Origin of the sequence: Streptomyces cucumeris (genome assembly GCF_024295805.1) — a bacterium.
GTDB classification, from domain to species: Bacteria; Actinomycetota; Actinomycetes; order Streptomycetales; family Streptomycetaceae; genus Streptomyces; species Streptomyces cucumeris.
The window spans coordinates 319957-333020 of the sequence record NZ_JANCLX010000004.1 but is presented as its reverse complement, the minus strand read 5'-3'; the positions used below and the strand labels follow the sequence as shown (position 1 = coordinate 333020).

The following is a 13064-nucleotide window of genomic DNA, read 5'->3' as shown; positions in this document are numbered from 1 at the left end:
GATACTTCACTCATGCATCAGTAAATGTCCTTGTGAGTTGACGTATCGAGAAAGGTAGAGATTGAACTATTCCACGTATCCGCTGTCCACTAGGGCGATCAACGCGTCCCGGGGTCTTGACTAGCTTCCCAAGCAGGTCTGTGCCGCGCGGAGCATGCCTTGGACAGTAAGCAAGCCGACGCGACCGCGGGCGGCCACCATCCACTTCGCCTTGACGGCACATGTGCTGAGTTGTACCGGCTGCATCAAGCGGCCAGCATTCATGATGTCAGCGCTCGTCTGCTGACAAACGCCTCGTCAGCCTTGGATTCCGGTCTCGATGCCCTTCATCGCGGCCATAAGCGGGTTCCGGTTCAGGGCCTTGCCGGGGATGCGTGTATGGGGTCAGGCGGCTGGCTGCCGTGTGGGGAGTCAGCCAGTCCAGTACCGCCAGCCATCCATCGCCGCCAAGACACGGGCTCTCGCCTCGACGACAGCGAAACGTGCCTTCCGCTCGCTCTCGTCGGCGTGCGCAGCCTGGCTGGTGACCTGGCCTGGCCACTTGCGGTAGAGCAGGCCGGTCTCGGGGGTGAACCAGCCACGGCTTACGGCGCTGAGGGCCAAGAGGAGGCCGGTGTCCTCGGACGCGGGCAGGGCCATCCAGCCGCCGAGGGCCAGGAGCAGGTCGTGGCGCATGGCGAGTGTCGCCGGGTGGACCTGGGCGCGGTAGTTGTGGGACTTCCAGAAGTCGAGGACGGCGCCGCGGGCGAGTGGTCCTGGCGGTGGGTCGCCCTCAAAGCCGACGGTGGAGCCATCGGGCAGGAGGTCGAGCACACGTGACGTGGTCCAGCCGACGTCCGGGTTCTCCCTCAGCGCGTGCAGATCACGGGCCAGGGAGCCTGGGGTGAGCATGTCATCGGCGTCCAGTACCTTGACGTACTCGCCCTCGGCCCGGGAGAGGCCCATCGTGCGGGCCATCGCGGCCCGGCCGTGCCGGCCCTGGCCGAAGCTGATGCGGGCGTCATCGGGGACGTAGGGGCGGACCGCGTCGGTTTCGCCGTCCTCCTGGATGACCCACTGCCACTCCCAGCCGTCCGGCAACTCCTGTTCCTGCAAGGACTTGTAGGCGTCTGGAAGGTACTGCGCCCCTGGGGCATGCACCGCGGTGATGACGGTGATGACGTTCGGCATGGTCACCACCTCTTCAGCGGAGTGGTGAAGACGAGCTCCGTGCGGTCTCCGGACAGCGTGACATCCGAGACCTCGACCACCCGGTCGTCGATGTCCGTGGAGATCTTCCGGAGGAGGAAGACGGACACGCCCTTCTTGATGCCGAGCTCTTCGGCCTCCTCCACCGTCGGCGGGCGGGCGGTAATGCGTTCCTCGATACGGTCCAGCTCGATGCCAACCGTGTGGAGTTGATTCTGTGTGCCTCCCGGCCAGGGCTCGTTGGCGGCGTTGAGCAGGTCCGGGTTACCGGCCACTACTTCGTGGACGAGGTAGGAATGCACCAGCGCGAACGGGGCTTCCTCATCAACGGAGTTGGTGCGGTAGATCCGTTCCAGTAGGCGCGTGCCCACCGGGACCCCGAAGACCGACGCCAGGTCCTCGTTCGCCTCGGCGTCGCGGTACTCGGCGCGGAACGCGAGGTCGGTCACCTCAAGCCCGGTGTCGTGCTCCGTGGATCCGGTCTTCTGCCGCTCGGCCTCGGGCTGGCGCGCGCGGTCCTTCTCCCACTGGTGCCGCGCGTTGTTCCGCTCGACGCGCTGTCGCGGCTTGCGGACGAAGGTCCCCACCCCGTGCCGCTTGTCGATCAGCCCCTCGGCCGCCAGCTCCGACAGCGCTCGCTGGAGTGTCGGCACGCTGGTCCGGTACTGCGCCGCGAGCTTGTCCTCCGCCGGAAGCCTCTCTCCCGGTTGGAGCTGACCTGCGCGAATGCTCTGCCGCAGCGCGTCAGCGATCTGCTCGTACTTGGCCATGCGTGCTCACCGTCCTCGGTTGTTCGGACGGTCTCAGCATAAGTCCTTAAGAGGTGTTGACGACCTGAGGTCTCCATCTCTATGGTCTTCGCAAGTCCTTAAGAGGTCTTGAGGACAAGACCTCTTAAGGAGGTCATCTCGGCGTGCCTTGCCCGCGTGCTTCCGCGTGCCGCTTGGCCCTGACGAAACGGAGATCACCCATGCTTCTCGCCATTGGCGACGTCGTCCGCGTCCGCAACGACCAGGCGCTTGGCACCGTGACCGGCGTCGCCAGCCACAGCCACGGCAACCTCGTCTGCCTCGAAGTGGCGCGCAATGAGATCCGGGCCGTGCAGCCACACGAGCTGGAGCTCGTCGCGCGGGGCTGCACCCAGCAGTCCGCAGGTCAGGACCTGTCGATCCTGCTCTTCGTGTTCGTCGGCCTCGTCGCCGCGGTGGTGACGGGCTTCGCGGTCTTCAACGAGGGCGGCGACATCCTCTTGACCCTCTTCGTCGCCTTCACCTCGCTGACCACGGTCACCAGCGGTCTTATCAACCTCTTCCACCGGCCGCGCCGGATCCGCGTCTGACGAACACCCGCGCCGGGGTGGTGGCCCTCCCGTGCAAAGGACATCGCCGCCGCTCTGGTCTCCCCGCCCGATTCGAGATCAGGAGATGAACTTCATGAACCACTTCATCACCGCCTACCCGGCTGCCCCGGACGCCGAATGCCTGGAACTGGCCCACGGCACACCGCTTGACCTGTGGCTCGGTGTGGAGGGAGAGAGTGAGGAAGACCGCGCGGCCAGGTTGGAAGCCGCCCGGGACATCCTCGCCGATTACCCGGATCTGATGGGCTTCGTGGTCCGGATCACCGTGGCGGCGATCGAGACCGAGGCGACGGACCTTCTGCGTTGCCCGGTGGACGGTGACCGGTGAACCGCGTCGCCAAGACTCTTCTCGTCACCGCCCTGGTCGCGGTCGTCGCCATGGCGTTCCGCGTCTCGTGGAACGCGCTGCGGGATGTGGCCGCGACGGTAGGTGCGGACGCCGTGGCAGCGCGGCTCTACCCGTTCGTGGTGGACGGATTGATGGCCCTCGCCCTGGTCGCCACGCTGGCGCTCACCGGCGAGGACCGCAGGTTCGCTCTGCGCGTCCTGGCGACTTACACGCTCGCCTCGCTGGTACTCAACTACACGCATGGCCTGGTTCCCGAGCTGCACGGCGGCGGCGAGCGCATGCGGATCGCGGAGTGGGACCCCGCCAACTGGGCCCTGGTGCTGCTGGCCACCTCGCTGCCGGTCGGCGCGATCTTCTTCGGCTCGGATCTCGTGGCGAAGGTCCTCCACCATCGGCCGCAGAGCGTACGCGGCAGCACGCCGAAGTGGGACCGTACGGCGGTCGCTCCGGGTCCCGGCCCGGCTGAGGAGGTCCGCACGCCGGTGCGTACACCAAGCAGCCAGCAGTCCCCGTACGCGCAGGTGGGCCGCCGTACACCCGCCGTTCGGCATCCTGAGCGCACGGCCCCCGTACGGCCCGCCCGTACGCCCGTACGCGACACCCGCAGCAAGGTCTTCGACGAGGCCGAGTTGGAGCGTACGCGGCAGCGTGCGGAGCAGGTGTACGCGGACTCGCTCGACGCTGGAAGCCCGATCGGCCCGGCCGCGCTCGGCAGGGAGTTCGGGTTCAGCGAGGGCTGGGGCCGCAAGCGCATCAAGGCCGTGGACAGTCGCCGCACTCGCTCTGCCAGCCATTTCACTCACCTGGTGGGTGCGACCGCCAGCGAACAGTAGCCCCCGCCCGCGCGGACGAACGAGCCCGTCTGAGCGGGGCCCGGTCCTCAACCGACCAAAGCGATGCACCGGGCCCCGCCACTCCCCAGAAGGAGCAGGACACATGGTGTCTTACCTCGCCACCACGGAGCAGCGACAGGCTTCCGGGCACGAGGACGTTGCGCAGGATCAACTTTCCCATGTCGAGGGCCCGGTGATGGTGGATGGCCCGCAATCCACCGGCCTCCGCTTCATGACCCGCATCAGGGACGCGAAGCGCCGCGACATCATCCCCACGTGGCTCACGTCCCGCGACGAGTTGACCACTGCCGCGAAGTGGGTGGCCACGCACTACGGCCATGTGGCCGCGTACCACGCGTGGCGTTCGCCGGTCTACGCGGCGCGGCTTGCCGTCCAGGCGCCGCGCGGTACGGCGCGGTTCCTCGGCGGCACCATGCGATGGGTCGCCGACAAAGAGGGTGAGCCCGTCCGGCTGGCCGCGGTGCGGCGCGAAGACGCCGCCGAGTATCTGAAGCTGTCCCGGCAGCGGGACGGCCGGGTGCGCCTCCGCACCTTGGCCGTGACGCTCGCTTCCCTGGTCGGGGTCACCGCCGCCTTCGCTCTGTACGTCCTCGCCCCCGGCTGGCTGCAGGCCGTGTCCCTGTCGGCCCTGGTGCTGGCACTGGGCTTCGTGGGCACCGAGGCCGACCAGCCAGTTGCCACCCGCGCGGTCGAGGTGCCGAAGGCGCGGAAGCTGACGAGTGACATGGTGCTCCGTGCGTTGGCCGCCCTCAGCATCAGCCAGATCAACCAGGCGATGGCCAAGGGCCATGACGGGTTCGCGTTCACCGCCCCGATCACCCGCGACGGCCCCGGCTGGCGCGCCGAAGGCGACCTTCCGTACGGCGTGACCGTGGCCGATGTGATGGACCGTCGCGACCGGCTCGCCTCCGGTCTGCGTCGCCCGCTGGGCTGTGTCTGGCCCGAGGCTGTGCCGGAGGAGCACACCGGACGCATGGTGCTGTGGGTCGGCGACCAGGACATGAACAAGGCCCAGCAGCCGGCGTGGCCGCTGGCCACGTCCGGTGAGGTGGATTTGTTCGAGCCGGTGGAATTCGCCACCGACCAGCGCGGCCGTTGGATCCGGCTGACGCTCATGTACATCGCCGGGATCATCGGATCCGTCCCGCGCATGGGCAAGACGTTCCTCCTCCGGCTGCTCCTGCTGATCGCCGCGTTGGATCCGCGCGCGGAGCTCCACACCTACGACCTCAAGGGCACCGGTGATCTCGACCCGATCGGTGACCAGGTGGCCCACCGGCACCGGGCGGGCGAGGACCTGGAGGACATCGAGTACGCCATCCAGGACATGCGCGCGCTGCGCGAGGAGCTGCGGCGGCGGGCGAAGATGATCCGTTCCCTCCCCCGGGATGTGTGCCCGGAGTCGAAGGTGACCAGCGACCTTGCGTCGAAGAAGTCGCTGGGGCTGCATCCGATCGTCGTCGGGGTGGACGAGTGCCAGGTCTGGTTCGAGCACCCCACGTACGGCAAGGAGTTCGAGGAGATCTGCACCGACCTGGTGAAGCGTGGACCCGCGACCGGCATCGTGCTGCTGCTGGCCACCCAGCGGCCGGACTCCAAGTCGCTGCCCACCGGGATCAGTGCCAACGCCGGAATGCGGTGGTGCCTGAAGGTCATGGGCCAGATCGAGAACGACATGGTCCTTGGCACCGGCTCCTACAAGCGTGGCGTCCGGGCCAACATGTTCGCCTGGGCCGACAAGGGCATCTGCTACTTCGTCGGCGAGGGCGAAGACGCCCGTATCGTCCGCTCGGTCTATGTCGACGCCCCGGCGGCCGAGACGATCTCCATCCGCGCCCGAGCACTCCGCCAGGGTCTCGGCACTCTCACCGGCCACGCGCTCGGCGAGGAGCCCGAGACCGACCGGACGGCCGCGTTCGACCTGCTCGCCGATGTCCTGGCCGTCGTCGCGGCCGACGAGCCGAAGGTGTGGAACGAGACGGTCGTGGCCCGCCTCGCCGAACTGCGGCCCGGGGTCTACGACGGCTGGGAGGCAGAACAGCTCACGGCCGCGCTGAAGCCGTACGGCGTCCCCACCGGCCAGGTGTGGGGCAAGACCGCCGACGGCAAGGGCGCCAACCGCCGTGGAATCGAACGCTCCAAGGTTCACAACGCTGTCGCGGAGCGTGACCGATGGCGGAAGGCCGGCTAGCCGTGCGACGTCGCTAGACCTAGCACCCCGCCCCGCTAGGTCTAGCGGCCCCGCTAGCAGCCACATTTCGCCTCCACCAGGCCACTAGTGCCTAGTGGCCGTCCCCTCGCACACCCTGAAACCGGCCCTGGAGGCTTGCTGTGACCCCTGCTCTGGCCGCTAACGCGATCCTTGCGATCGTCACATTCGGTTACGCCGTTCTCTGCGCCGTGAGCCCGTTCGGCACCTGCCGCAAGTGCCGTGGCTTCGGCTTCCAGCTCATCACGGACCGGCGCGGACGTCTCAGGCCCGGCAAGACCTGCGCCCGCTGCCACGGCGAGCGGAAGTGCATACGCGTCGGCCGTCACCTCTACAACCTTGCTCGCCGCATGCACCGCGACGGAACCCGCTGACCACGCCCCAGGAGGCACCACTGTGGCCGTGACCATCTCCCTCGTCCTCGTCTTCGGCGCCGTCCTTGGCTTCCTGCTCAAGTTCAGGGCCGTCGGCGTCGGCAGCGCCTTCGTCGCCACCGGCTTCGGCTTCTACCTCGCCAGCACCGGAGCGGCCCAGCCCATCAACGAGTTCAGCGCCGCCATGGTCCAGGCGCTCGCCAACCTCTGACTCTCTCGGAAGGACGCATTGTGAACGGACACATCAGCCTCATGGCCGCCGGCGAACTGCGCGACGCACTCGCGGCCCGTGAGCGCGGCGACCTCCCCGCCGCCGTCAACGCCCTGATGAACATCGACCCGGAGTCCTGGCAGGCGATCGAGACCCGGCTCGTCGCCCTCGGCGGCGACCTGCCGCAACTCCTCACCGCCGTACGAGGCGACGTGGCATGAGCCCGGACCTGATCGCCATTGCCGTGCTCCTGGCTCCTGGCGGTCTCCTCGGACCGGTCTGCCTCGCCGGGCACCGGCGGGCACGGATCCGGGACCAGGCCGAAGCCGCTGTCTGCGCCGCCTTCCGCCCCACCGGGGCCCCGGACCCCGAGCCGCCCCCGAAGGGCCGGATGAAGGCCACCCCACAGCGCCCGCACGAGCGGCTGGCCACCGTCATCGACTTCCCTTCCCACCGCCGCAACGCCGCCTGAAAGGACCAGCCCACCCATGACTGAGAACCTCCTCCGGCCCGCACATGAGCCGTACATCACCGCCGTCGCCGATGCCGTCGATCGCGCCGGAATGAGCGTGGCGGAGTGGAGGGCCGAAGAGGGCGACCCGCGCGCCGGATGGATCGAGTTCGCCCTGAAGACGACCGTCCGTGCCTATGGGCGGGACGAGGTCGCCCTGCTGTGGAACGAGGAGCAGGGCTGGTCGGTCGGCTGGGGTGATGCGAACGGCCGTGGCCGCCTTGAGCGGACCGTCCGCCTGTACAACGGCGTCCTGCCCACGGTGGACGTGATGGTGGCCGCCGCACGCGAGATCGTCACCGAGCTCCCCGGCCCGGACCACGGATTCCCCGCATCCCGCTACCGCGAGTGCGGCGACAAGGACGGCTTCGATGACCAGCTCGCCGCCTACCGCGTCCAGCTCGACGCCAGCATGACCGCGCCGTCCGAGGCATACGCCGACGTGCCGACCGTTCTGCGCGAGATGAGCACTGTCCTCGCCATGGCCACCGCCGTCCCCGTGGGTGAGGATCCCGGCCGTGAGTACTGGCTGCGCAAGGCCGTACTCGCCGACCGCATAGCGCTCCAGGAGAGCGCCCTGTACGCCCCCGATGTCTCCGCCGAGGCGAACCGCGCCGCCAACACCGCGGCGATGCGCTTGGTCGACTACGACCGCGCCCATGGCGCCACTGCCGGGGCCCATGGTCCCGCGGCCGGACTCAGGCCGTACGTCCGCCAGGAATACGCCGCCTGGCTGCCCACGACCTTCTGAGAAACGCCCGAGGCGGCGGCGCTCCCGTGCAAGGACATCGCCGCCGCCCCGGTCTCCCTGCCCATCCGAAGACGAAACAGGAGAGCCCCATCATGTCAGCAGAGGCCGCGCCACCGCACCACAACGTGCGGCAGCTCCACCGCGGCCCGGAGCCCCACGTCGAGCGGATCCCACCGCAGGACATCGACGCGGAACAGAGCGTCCTCGGGGCCATGATGCTCTCGGCCGAGGTCATTGACGAGGTGGCCGGGGTCATGGACCCGGCCGACCACTACCGGCCCGCGCACGAGACCATCCACCGCGCGATCCGCGACCTGCACCACGACGGTCAGCCCGTGGACCCCATCACCCTGGCCGACCACCTCGGCAAGCGGGGTGACCTTGCCCGCGTCGGCGGCGCGAGCTACCTCCACGTCCTCGTCCAGGCCGTGCCGACCACGGCCAACGCCGAGTACTACGCGGAGATCGTGCGGGACAAGGCGGAGCGTCGTCGCCTGGTCGAAGTCGGTACTCGTCTGGCGCTGATGGCAGCCGAGCCCGGTATGGACTCCGAGGACATCCGCACCGCCGTCCTCGCCGAGGTCACCGAACTCACCGCCCGCCGCGCCGCCCTGGACGACGCGGGCGTTGAGGACACCCCCACCGGGCCCACCAACCCCTTCTATGACCCGCACACCGGCGTCCGCCGCCCGCACCGTCCGGGCCCGACCCCGCATCCGGACGTGTTCTGCGGCTGGATCGGCGAGACCGTGCGCGAGCTGGACCCCACCACGGAGGCGGACCCGGTGGCCGTCCTCGCCAACCTGCTGTCGGCGGCCGGGGCCGTCATCGGCCGGCGCCCGCACCTGATGGTGGGCAACGACCGGCACCCCTGCCTGATCTGGGCCCTGACCATCGGGCCCACCTCCTCCGGCCGGAAGGGCTCGGCAACATCGACCGCCCGTCGCGTACTCGCCGAGGCCCTCCCGGACTTCTTCGGCCCCGAACACACCCCGCGTGGTCTGAACTCCGGGGAAGGGCTGATCGAGTACGTCAAGGACGACGACAGCGAGGACGCCAACCCCGCCAGCGTCGACAAGCGGCTGTGGGTCCTGGAGTCGGAGTACGCCGTGACCATGAGCCGCGGGCGCCGTGAGGGCAGCAGCCTTCCGGGCGTGCTCCGGCAGGCATGGGACGGGGACTCCCTCGGTTCGATGGTCCGCGACTCGCTCAAGGCCACCGATCCGCATATCGCGATCCTCGGCCACATCACGCCGGAGGAGTTCCGGGCCAAGATGCAGGACTCCGAGATGGCGGGCGGCACCTACAACCGCTTCCTGCCGATCTTCTGCCACCGCAACCTCATCCTGCCCGGCTCACGCGGCGCCAGCCCGGAACTGGTCGCCAACCTCGCCGCTGGCTGGCGCACGGTCCTCGCCGACGCGGCCCATGTGGACGAGGTGAAGTTCAGCCCGGACGCCTGGACCCTGTACTGCGACGAGGTGTACCCGGCCCTCAGCGAGGACGACTCGGCGGGCGGAGTGATCGCCCAGTTCACCGCCCGCGCCGCCCCGTACGTCCAACGGGTCGCCATGGTCTACGCCCTGTGCGACCACACCGACACCATCGCCGAGCACCACATGCGCGCCGCCTGGCACCTCCTGGACTACGCCCGCGCCTCCGCCATCCACCTCCTCGGCAACGTCACCGGCGACCCCAAGCTCGACAAACTCGCCGCCGCCGTCCGCACGGCCGGACCCGACGGACTCACCGGCAAGGAAATCCACAGGCTGTTCAAGAACGCGGGCAAGGCGGAACGGGATCGCCTCACCGCCGCCCTCCTCGACCACCCCGGCTACACCCGCTGCCAGCGGGCGACCGGCGGCCGTCCGACCACGGTCCTCACCTACACCGGCTGAGGCGCGAAGGGCACTAAGGGCGGAAAGCCCGGTGACCTGCGGAAACGGCAGTCCACTAAGCCCGCCGCTAAGCAGGCGCGAACCAAGACGGCAGGCAAGCAACGGACTTAGCGCCCGCCTTTCCACCCCACTTCGCGCCCGGCAAAGCCCCAGCTCAAGCGGCTTTCCGCCCTTAGCGCCCTTTGCGCCCGCCCCAATCGACCCCACGGGAACTTCCTGAAACAAGAGGAGCCGAGTCTTGAGCTACAACGCGCTGCTCACCGAGCCACTTCTCTACCGGATGTCCGATGCCATGCGTGTTCTGAGCCTGAGCCGGAGTGTCATCTACGACCAGATCCGCAGGGGGAGGCTGCGCACGGTCAAGGAAGGGCGTACCCGGCTTGTCCCCGCGTCCGCAATCACCGAGTACGTCGCGCTCTTGGAGCGTGAGGCAGGAGAGGCCCGATGACCAAGCGCCGCAGCAGGGGAGACGGTGGTCTTCACTGGGACGACAAGCGCCAACGCTGGATTGCCACGGCCAGCCTCGGATACGACCCAAGCGGCAAGCGGATCGTGAAGCGAGGCAGCGGCAAGACCAAGACCGAGGCCAAGAACAAGCTGAAGGAAGTCCTGCGCGATCATGAGGACGGCCTCGCCATCGCGCCCACCGGCTACACGGTGGAGAACGCGGTGAACGATTGGCTGCTCTATGGCTTGTCCGGACGGGACAAGGCCACCTTGGATGCCTGCACCACCCTCAGCCGCAAGCACGTGATCTCGTCACTCGGTGCCCGGAAGCTGCGCGATCTGAGTGCGGAGGATGTGGACAAGTGGCTCGCAGCCAAGGCCATGTCACTCAGTACCCGCACCTTGCAGGGGATCCATTCGTGCCTGAACCGCGCGGTCAAGCGAGCCATGGCGCGGGACAAGGTGAAGCGCAACGTGGTGGAGCTGTGTTCCATCCCCAGAGGGCAAGCGGGGCGGCCATCGAAGGCACTGACGTTCGCTCAGGCTGAAGCAGTGCTCAGCGCTGCTGCGGGCACGTCCATGCATGCGTACATAGTGCTGGCACTGCTCACCGGTGCCCGTACGGAAGAGCTGCGGGCACTCACTTGGGATCACGTCTTCCTCAAGGGAGAGCCGGACGCGAGTCCGCCGGTCCCGCCCTATATAGCGGTGTGGCGGTCGGTCCGTGCTGGCGGGGACACCAAGACGCGGAAGTCACGGCGCACGCTCGCGCTCCCGGCCCGGTGCGTGGACGTGCTCTGGCAGCACTGGGAGAGCCAGGGGTGGGACCGGTTGGCCGCTGGTGACGACTGGGAAGAGCATGGGCTCGTGTTCTCGTCGGCCGTCGGCAAGGAGCTGGATTCCACGAACGTGCGGCGAGCCTTCCGGCAAGCCATCAAAGACGCGGAGAGCGTGGACGCCAAGGAATGGACTCCTCGTGAGCTACGACATAGCTTCGTCTCGCTGCTGTCGGACAGCGGTGTCCCGCTCGAAGAGATCTCTCGACTCGTGGGGCACTCCGGAACCGCCGTCACCGAAGAGGTCTACCGGAAGCAGATCCGCCCTGTGATCCAGACGGGTGCGGTGGCGATGGATGGCATCTTCAAGGCCGATCCGAAGCGATAGTCACGCAGTTAGTCACGCACAACGCATCAGGCCCGGTGCTGATCTCTCAGCACCGGGCCTGACCTTTGTTCCTTCAGTCGGGGTGGCGGGATTTGAACCCACGACCTCTTCGTCCCGAACGAAGCGCGCTGCCAAGCTGCGCTACACCCCGAAGCAACGAGCTCTACTTTAGCGGACCGCTGGCCAGAGACGAAATCCGGTTTCGGGGCTCTCGCAGGTCGGGGCCGGGGTGTCCGGTTTCAGGGGGTCTGGGGGGTGAGGGTGAGGAGGGTGGCCTCCGGGGGGCAGGCGAAGCGGATGGGGGTGTAGCGGTTGGTGCCGCAGCCTGCGGAGACGTGGAGGTAGGAGGTGTGGCCCCCGGCCTGGTGGCTGGAGAGGCCCTTGACCCGCCGGGTGTCCAGGTCGCAGTTGGTGACCAGGGCGCCGTAGAAGGGGATGCACAGCTGACCGCCGTGGGTGTGGCCCGCGAGGATCAGGGGGTAGCGGTCGGCGGTGAAGGCGTCCAGGACGCGGAGGTAGGGGGCGTGGACCACGGCCAGGGACAGGTCCGCGTCCGTTTCGGGGCCACCGGCCACCTCGGCGTAGTGGTCGCGCTTGATGTGGGGGTCGTCGAGGCCGGTGAGGGCGATCTCGACGTCGTTGAGCTTCAGCCGTCCCCGGGTGTTCGACAGCCCGACCCAGCCCGCCGCGTCGAAGGCGTCGCGCAGCTCGTACCAGGGGTTGTGGATCGCGCCGACGACCGGGGCGTTGCCGTTGAGGCCGTGGCGGCCGCTGGCCTTCTCCAACAGGTAGCGGGCGGGATTGCGCAGTTTCGGTCCGTAGTAGTCATTGGAGCCGAAGACATAGGCGCCGGGGAACTCCATCAGCGGGCCCAGCGCGTCCAGGACCTCCGGGACGCCCTCGGGGTCCGAGAGGTTGTCGCCGGTGTTGACGACGAAATCGGGGCGGAGCCCGGCGAGGGACTGGAGCCAGCGCTGCTTCTTGCGCTGGCCGCTCACCATGTGGATGTCGGAGACCTGGAGGACGCGCAGCGGTCGCATCCCGCTCGGGAGCACCGGGACCGTGATCCGCCGGAGCCGGAAGGACCGGACCTCGAAGCCGACCGAGTAGGCGAGGCCGGCGGCGCCGACCGCCGTGATTCCCAGGGGTACTCCGTATCGCGCGCGCATGGTCACCATGGTCGCAGAACGTCGGTGGGGGAGAAATCTTCGGGTGATTCCCGGCCAGTACTGGCAGACTCATGGCCATGACCACCACGCTCAAGTCCAGGCTGAAGGACGACCTCACCACAGCGATCAAGGCGCGCGACGAGCTGCGCTCCTCCACTCTCCGGCTGACCCTCACCGCCATCCAGAAGGAAGAGGTCGCGGGGGAGAGCGCCCGTGAGCTGTCCGATGCCGAGGTGGAGAAGATCGTTGCGCGGGAGGCGAAGAAGCGCCGCGAGGCGGCCGACGCCTTCACCAAGGGCGGCCGGACCGAGCAGGCCGAGCGGGAGCAGGCCGAGGGCAAGGTGCTCGCCGAGTACCTGCCGAAGCCGCTGACGGACGACGAGCTGAACGCGCTGGTGGCCGAGGCCGTGCGGGAGGCCGCGGCGGCCGGTGCCGAGGGGCCGCGGGCCATGGGCGCCGTAATGAAGATCGTGAACCCCAAGGTCGCGGGGCGCGCCGACGGCGGCCGTGTCTCCGCCGCGGTGAAGCGCCAGCTCGCGGGCTGACACCGCTTTCCCAGCGACACGACCGCTTCCCGGT

At 68.6% G+C, this 13064-nt stretch carries 16 protein-coding genes and 1 tRNA gene; 13 read left to right on the top strand and 4 right to left on the bottom strand.

Annotation, left to right across the window (positions count from 1 at the left end):
* Positions 1-411 precede the first annotated feature (411 nt).
* Together NMK44_RS08425 and NMK44_RS08420 are read right to left on the bottom strand one after the other, a co-directional pair.
* Positions 412-1170, bottom strand: coding sequence for a glycosyltransferase (locus NMK44_RS08425; protein ID WP_254739988.1), 759 nt, complete (start codon positions 1168-1170; stop codon positions 412-414).
* Positions 1171-1172: 2 nt separating this feature from the next.
* Positions 1173-1958, bottom strand: coding sequence for a GntR family transcriptional regulator (locus NMK44_RS08420; RefSeq protein WP_254739986.1), 786 nt, complete (start codon positions 1956-1958; stop codon positions 1173-1175).
* Between the two features lie 200 nt (positions 1959-2158).
* On the opposite strand from NMK44_RS08420, the gene NMK44_RS08415 reads away from it, so the two are divergent.
* The 12 genes from NMK44_RS08415 (at position 2159) to NMK44_RS08360 (ending at position 11316) form a co-directional block, all read left to right on the top strand.
* Positions 2159-2527, top strand: a complete 369-nt coding sequence (locus tag NMK44_RS08415) for a hypothetical protein (protein WP_254739984.1) — start codon at positions 2159-2161, stop codon at positions 2525-2527.
* A 94-nt stretch (positions 2528-2621) separates the two neighbouring features.
* Positions 2622-2876, top strand: a complete 255-nt coding sequence (locus NMK44_RS08410; protein ID WP_254739982.1) for a hypothetical protein — start codon at positions 2622-2624, stop codon at positions 2874-2876.
* Entirely contained in the window at positions 2873-3730 is an 858-nt protein-coding gene (locus NMK44_RS08405) for a DUF2637 domain-containing protein (protein WP_254739980.1), read from the top strand. The genes NMK44_RS08410 and NMK44_RS08405 overlap by 4 nt, the downstream gene beginning before the upstream one ends.
* Before the next feature lie 232 nt (positions 3731-3962).
* Positions 3963-5942, top strand: a complete 1980-nt coding sequence (locus NMK44_RS08400; protein ID WP_254739978.1) for a cell division protein FtsK — start codon at positions 3963-3965, stop codon at positions 5940-5942.
* Between the two features lie 140 nt (positions 5943-6082).
* Entirely contained in the window at positions 6083-6334 is a 252-nt protein-coding gene (locus NMK44_RS08395) for a hypothetical protein (RefSeq protein WP_254739976.1), read from the top strand.
* 22 nt (positions 6335-6356) lie between these two features.
* Positions 6357-6545: a hypothetical protein gene (locus NMK44_RS08390; protein WP_254739974.1), complete on the top strand. Its 189-nt coding sequence runs from the start codon at positions 6357-6359 to the stop codon at positions 6543-6545.
* A 20-nt stretch (positions 6546-6565) separates the two neighbouring features.
* Positions 6566-6766 (top strand): hypothetical protein, encoded by a 201-nt coding sequence (locus NMK44_RS08385; RefSeq protein ID WP_254739972.1) that lies wholly within the window; start codon positions 6566-6568, stop codon positions 6764-6766.
* Entirely contained in the window at positions 6763-7017 is a 255-nt protein-coding gene (locus NMK44_RS08380) for a hypothetical protein (protein ID WP_254739970.1), read from the top strand. Before NMK44_RS08385 ends, NMK44_RS08380 begins: the two co-directional genes overlap by 4 nt.
* 16 nt (positions 7018-7033) lie before the next feature.
* Positions 7034-7807, top strand: coding sequence for a DUF6292 family protein (locus NMK44_RS08375; protein ID WP_254739968.1), 774 nt, complete (start codon positions 7034-7036; stop codon positions 7805-7807).
* Positions 7808-7899: 92 nt separating this feature from the next.
* On the top strand, positions 7900-9705 hold the full coding sequence (locus NMK44_RS08370; RefSeq protein WP_254739966.1) for a DnaB-like helicase N-terminal domain-containing protein: 1806 nt from the start codon (positions 7900-7902) through the stop codon (positions 9703-9705).
* Positions 9706-9943: 238 nt separating this feature from the next.
* Positions 9944-10153: a helix-turn-helix domain-containing protein gene (locus NMK44_RS08365; RefSeq protein ID WP_254739964.1), complete on the top strand. Its 210-nt coding sequence runs from the start codon at positions 9944-9946 to the stop codon at positions 10151-10153.
* Entirely contained in the window at positions 10150-11316 is a 1167-nt protein-coding gene (locus NMK44_RS08360) for a site-specific integrase (protein ID WP_254739962.1), read from the top strand. The genes NMK44_RS08365 and NMK44_RS08360 overlap by 4 nt, the downstream gene beginning before the upstream one ends.
* Positions 11317-11393: 77 nt before the next feature.
* Here NMK44_RS08360 and NMK44_RS08355 read toward each other — a convergent pair.
* Positions 11394-11467, bottom strand: a tRNA-Pro gene (locus tag NMK44_RS08355).
* 88 nt (positions 11468-11555) lie between these two features.
* The gene (locus NMK44_RS08350; protein ID WP_254739960.1) at positions 11556-12485 is read right to left on the bottom strand and encodes a metallophosphoesterase; all 930 of its coding nucleotides are present in this window, start codon (positions 12483-12485) and stop codon (positions 11556-11558) included.
* Between the two features lie 77 nt (positions 12486-12562).
* Here NMK44_RS08350 and NMK44_RS08345 point away from each other — a divergent pair, with 77 nt between their 5' ends.
* Positions 12563-13030, top strand: coding sequence for a GatB/YqeY domain-containing protein (locus NMK44_RS08345; protein WP_254739958.1), 468 nt, complete (start codon positions 12563-12565; stop codon positions 13028-13030).
* Positions 13031-13064 lie beyond the last annotated feature (34 nt).

What these genes read in the sequence shown, in the direction of transcription:
- NMK44_RS08425 (WP_254739988.1), bottom strand. Translation starts at nt 1,170, where the DNA reads ATGCCGAACGTCATCACCGTCATCACCGCGGTGCATGCCCCAGGGGCG.
- NMK44_RS08415 (WP_254739984.1), top strand. Translation starts at nt 2,159, where the DNA reads ATGCTTCTCGCCATTGGCGACGTCGTCCGCGTCCGCAACGACCAGGCG.
- NMK44_RS08370 (WP_254739966.1), top strand. Translation starts at nt 7,900, where the DNA reads ATGTCAGCAGAGGCCGCGCCACCGCACCACAACGTGCGGCAGCTCCAC.
- NMK44_RS08420 (WP_254739986.1), bottom strand. Translation starts at nt 1,958, where the DNA reads ATGGCCAAGTACGAGCAGATCGCTGACGCGCTGCGGCAGAGCATTCGC.
- NMK44_RS08400 (WP_254739978.1), top strand. Translation starts at nt 3,963, where the DNA reads ATGACCCGCATCAGGGACGCGAAGCGCCGCGACATCATCCCCACGTGG.
- NMK44_RS08345 (WP_254739958.1), top strand. Translation starts at nt 12,563, where the DNA reads ATGACCACCACGCTCAAGTCCAGGCTGAAGGACGACCTCACCACAGCG.
- NMK44_RS08375 (WP_254739968.1), top strand. Translation starts at nt 7,034, where the DNA reads ATGACTGAGAACCTCCTCCGGCCCGCACATGAGCCGTACATCACCGCC.
- NMK44_RS08410 (WP_254739982.1), top strand. Translation starts at nt 2,622, where the DNA reads ATGAACCACTTCATCACCGCCTACCCGGCTGCCCCGGACGCCGAATGC.
- NMK44_RS08350 (WP_254739960.1), bottom strand. Translation starts at nt 12,485, where the DNA reads ATGCGCGCGCGATACGGAGTACCCCTGGGAATCACGGCGGTCGGCGCC.
- NMK44_RS08380 (WP_254739970.1), top strand. Translation starts at nt 6,763, where the DNA reads ATGAGCCCGGACCTGATCGCCATTGCCGTGCTCCTGGCTCCTGGCGGT.
- NMK44_RS08360 (WP_254739962.1), top strand. Translation starts at nt 10,150, where the DNA reads ATGACCAAGCGCCGCAGCAGGGGAGACGGTGGTCTTCACTGGGACGAC.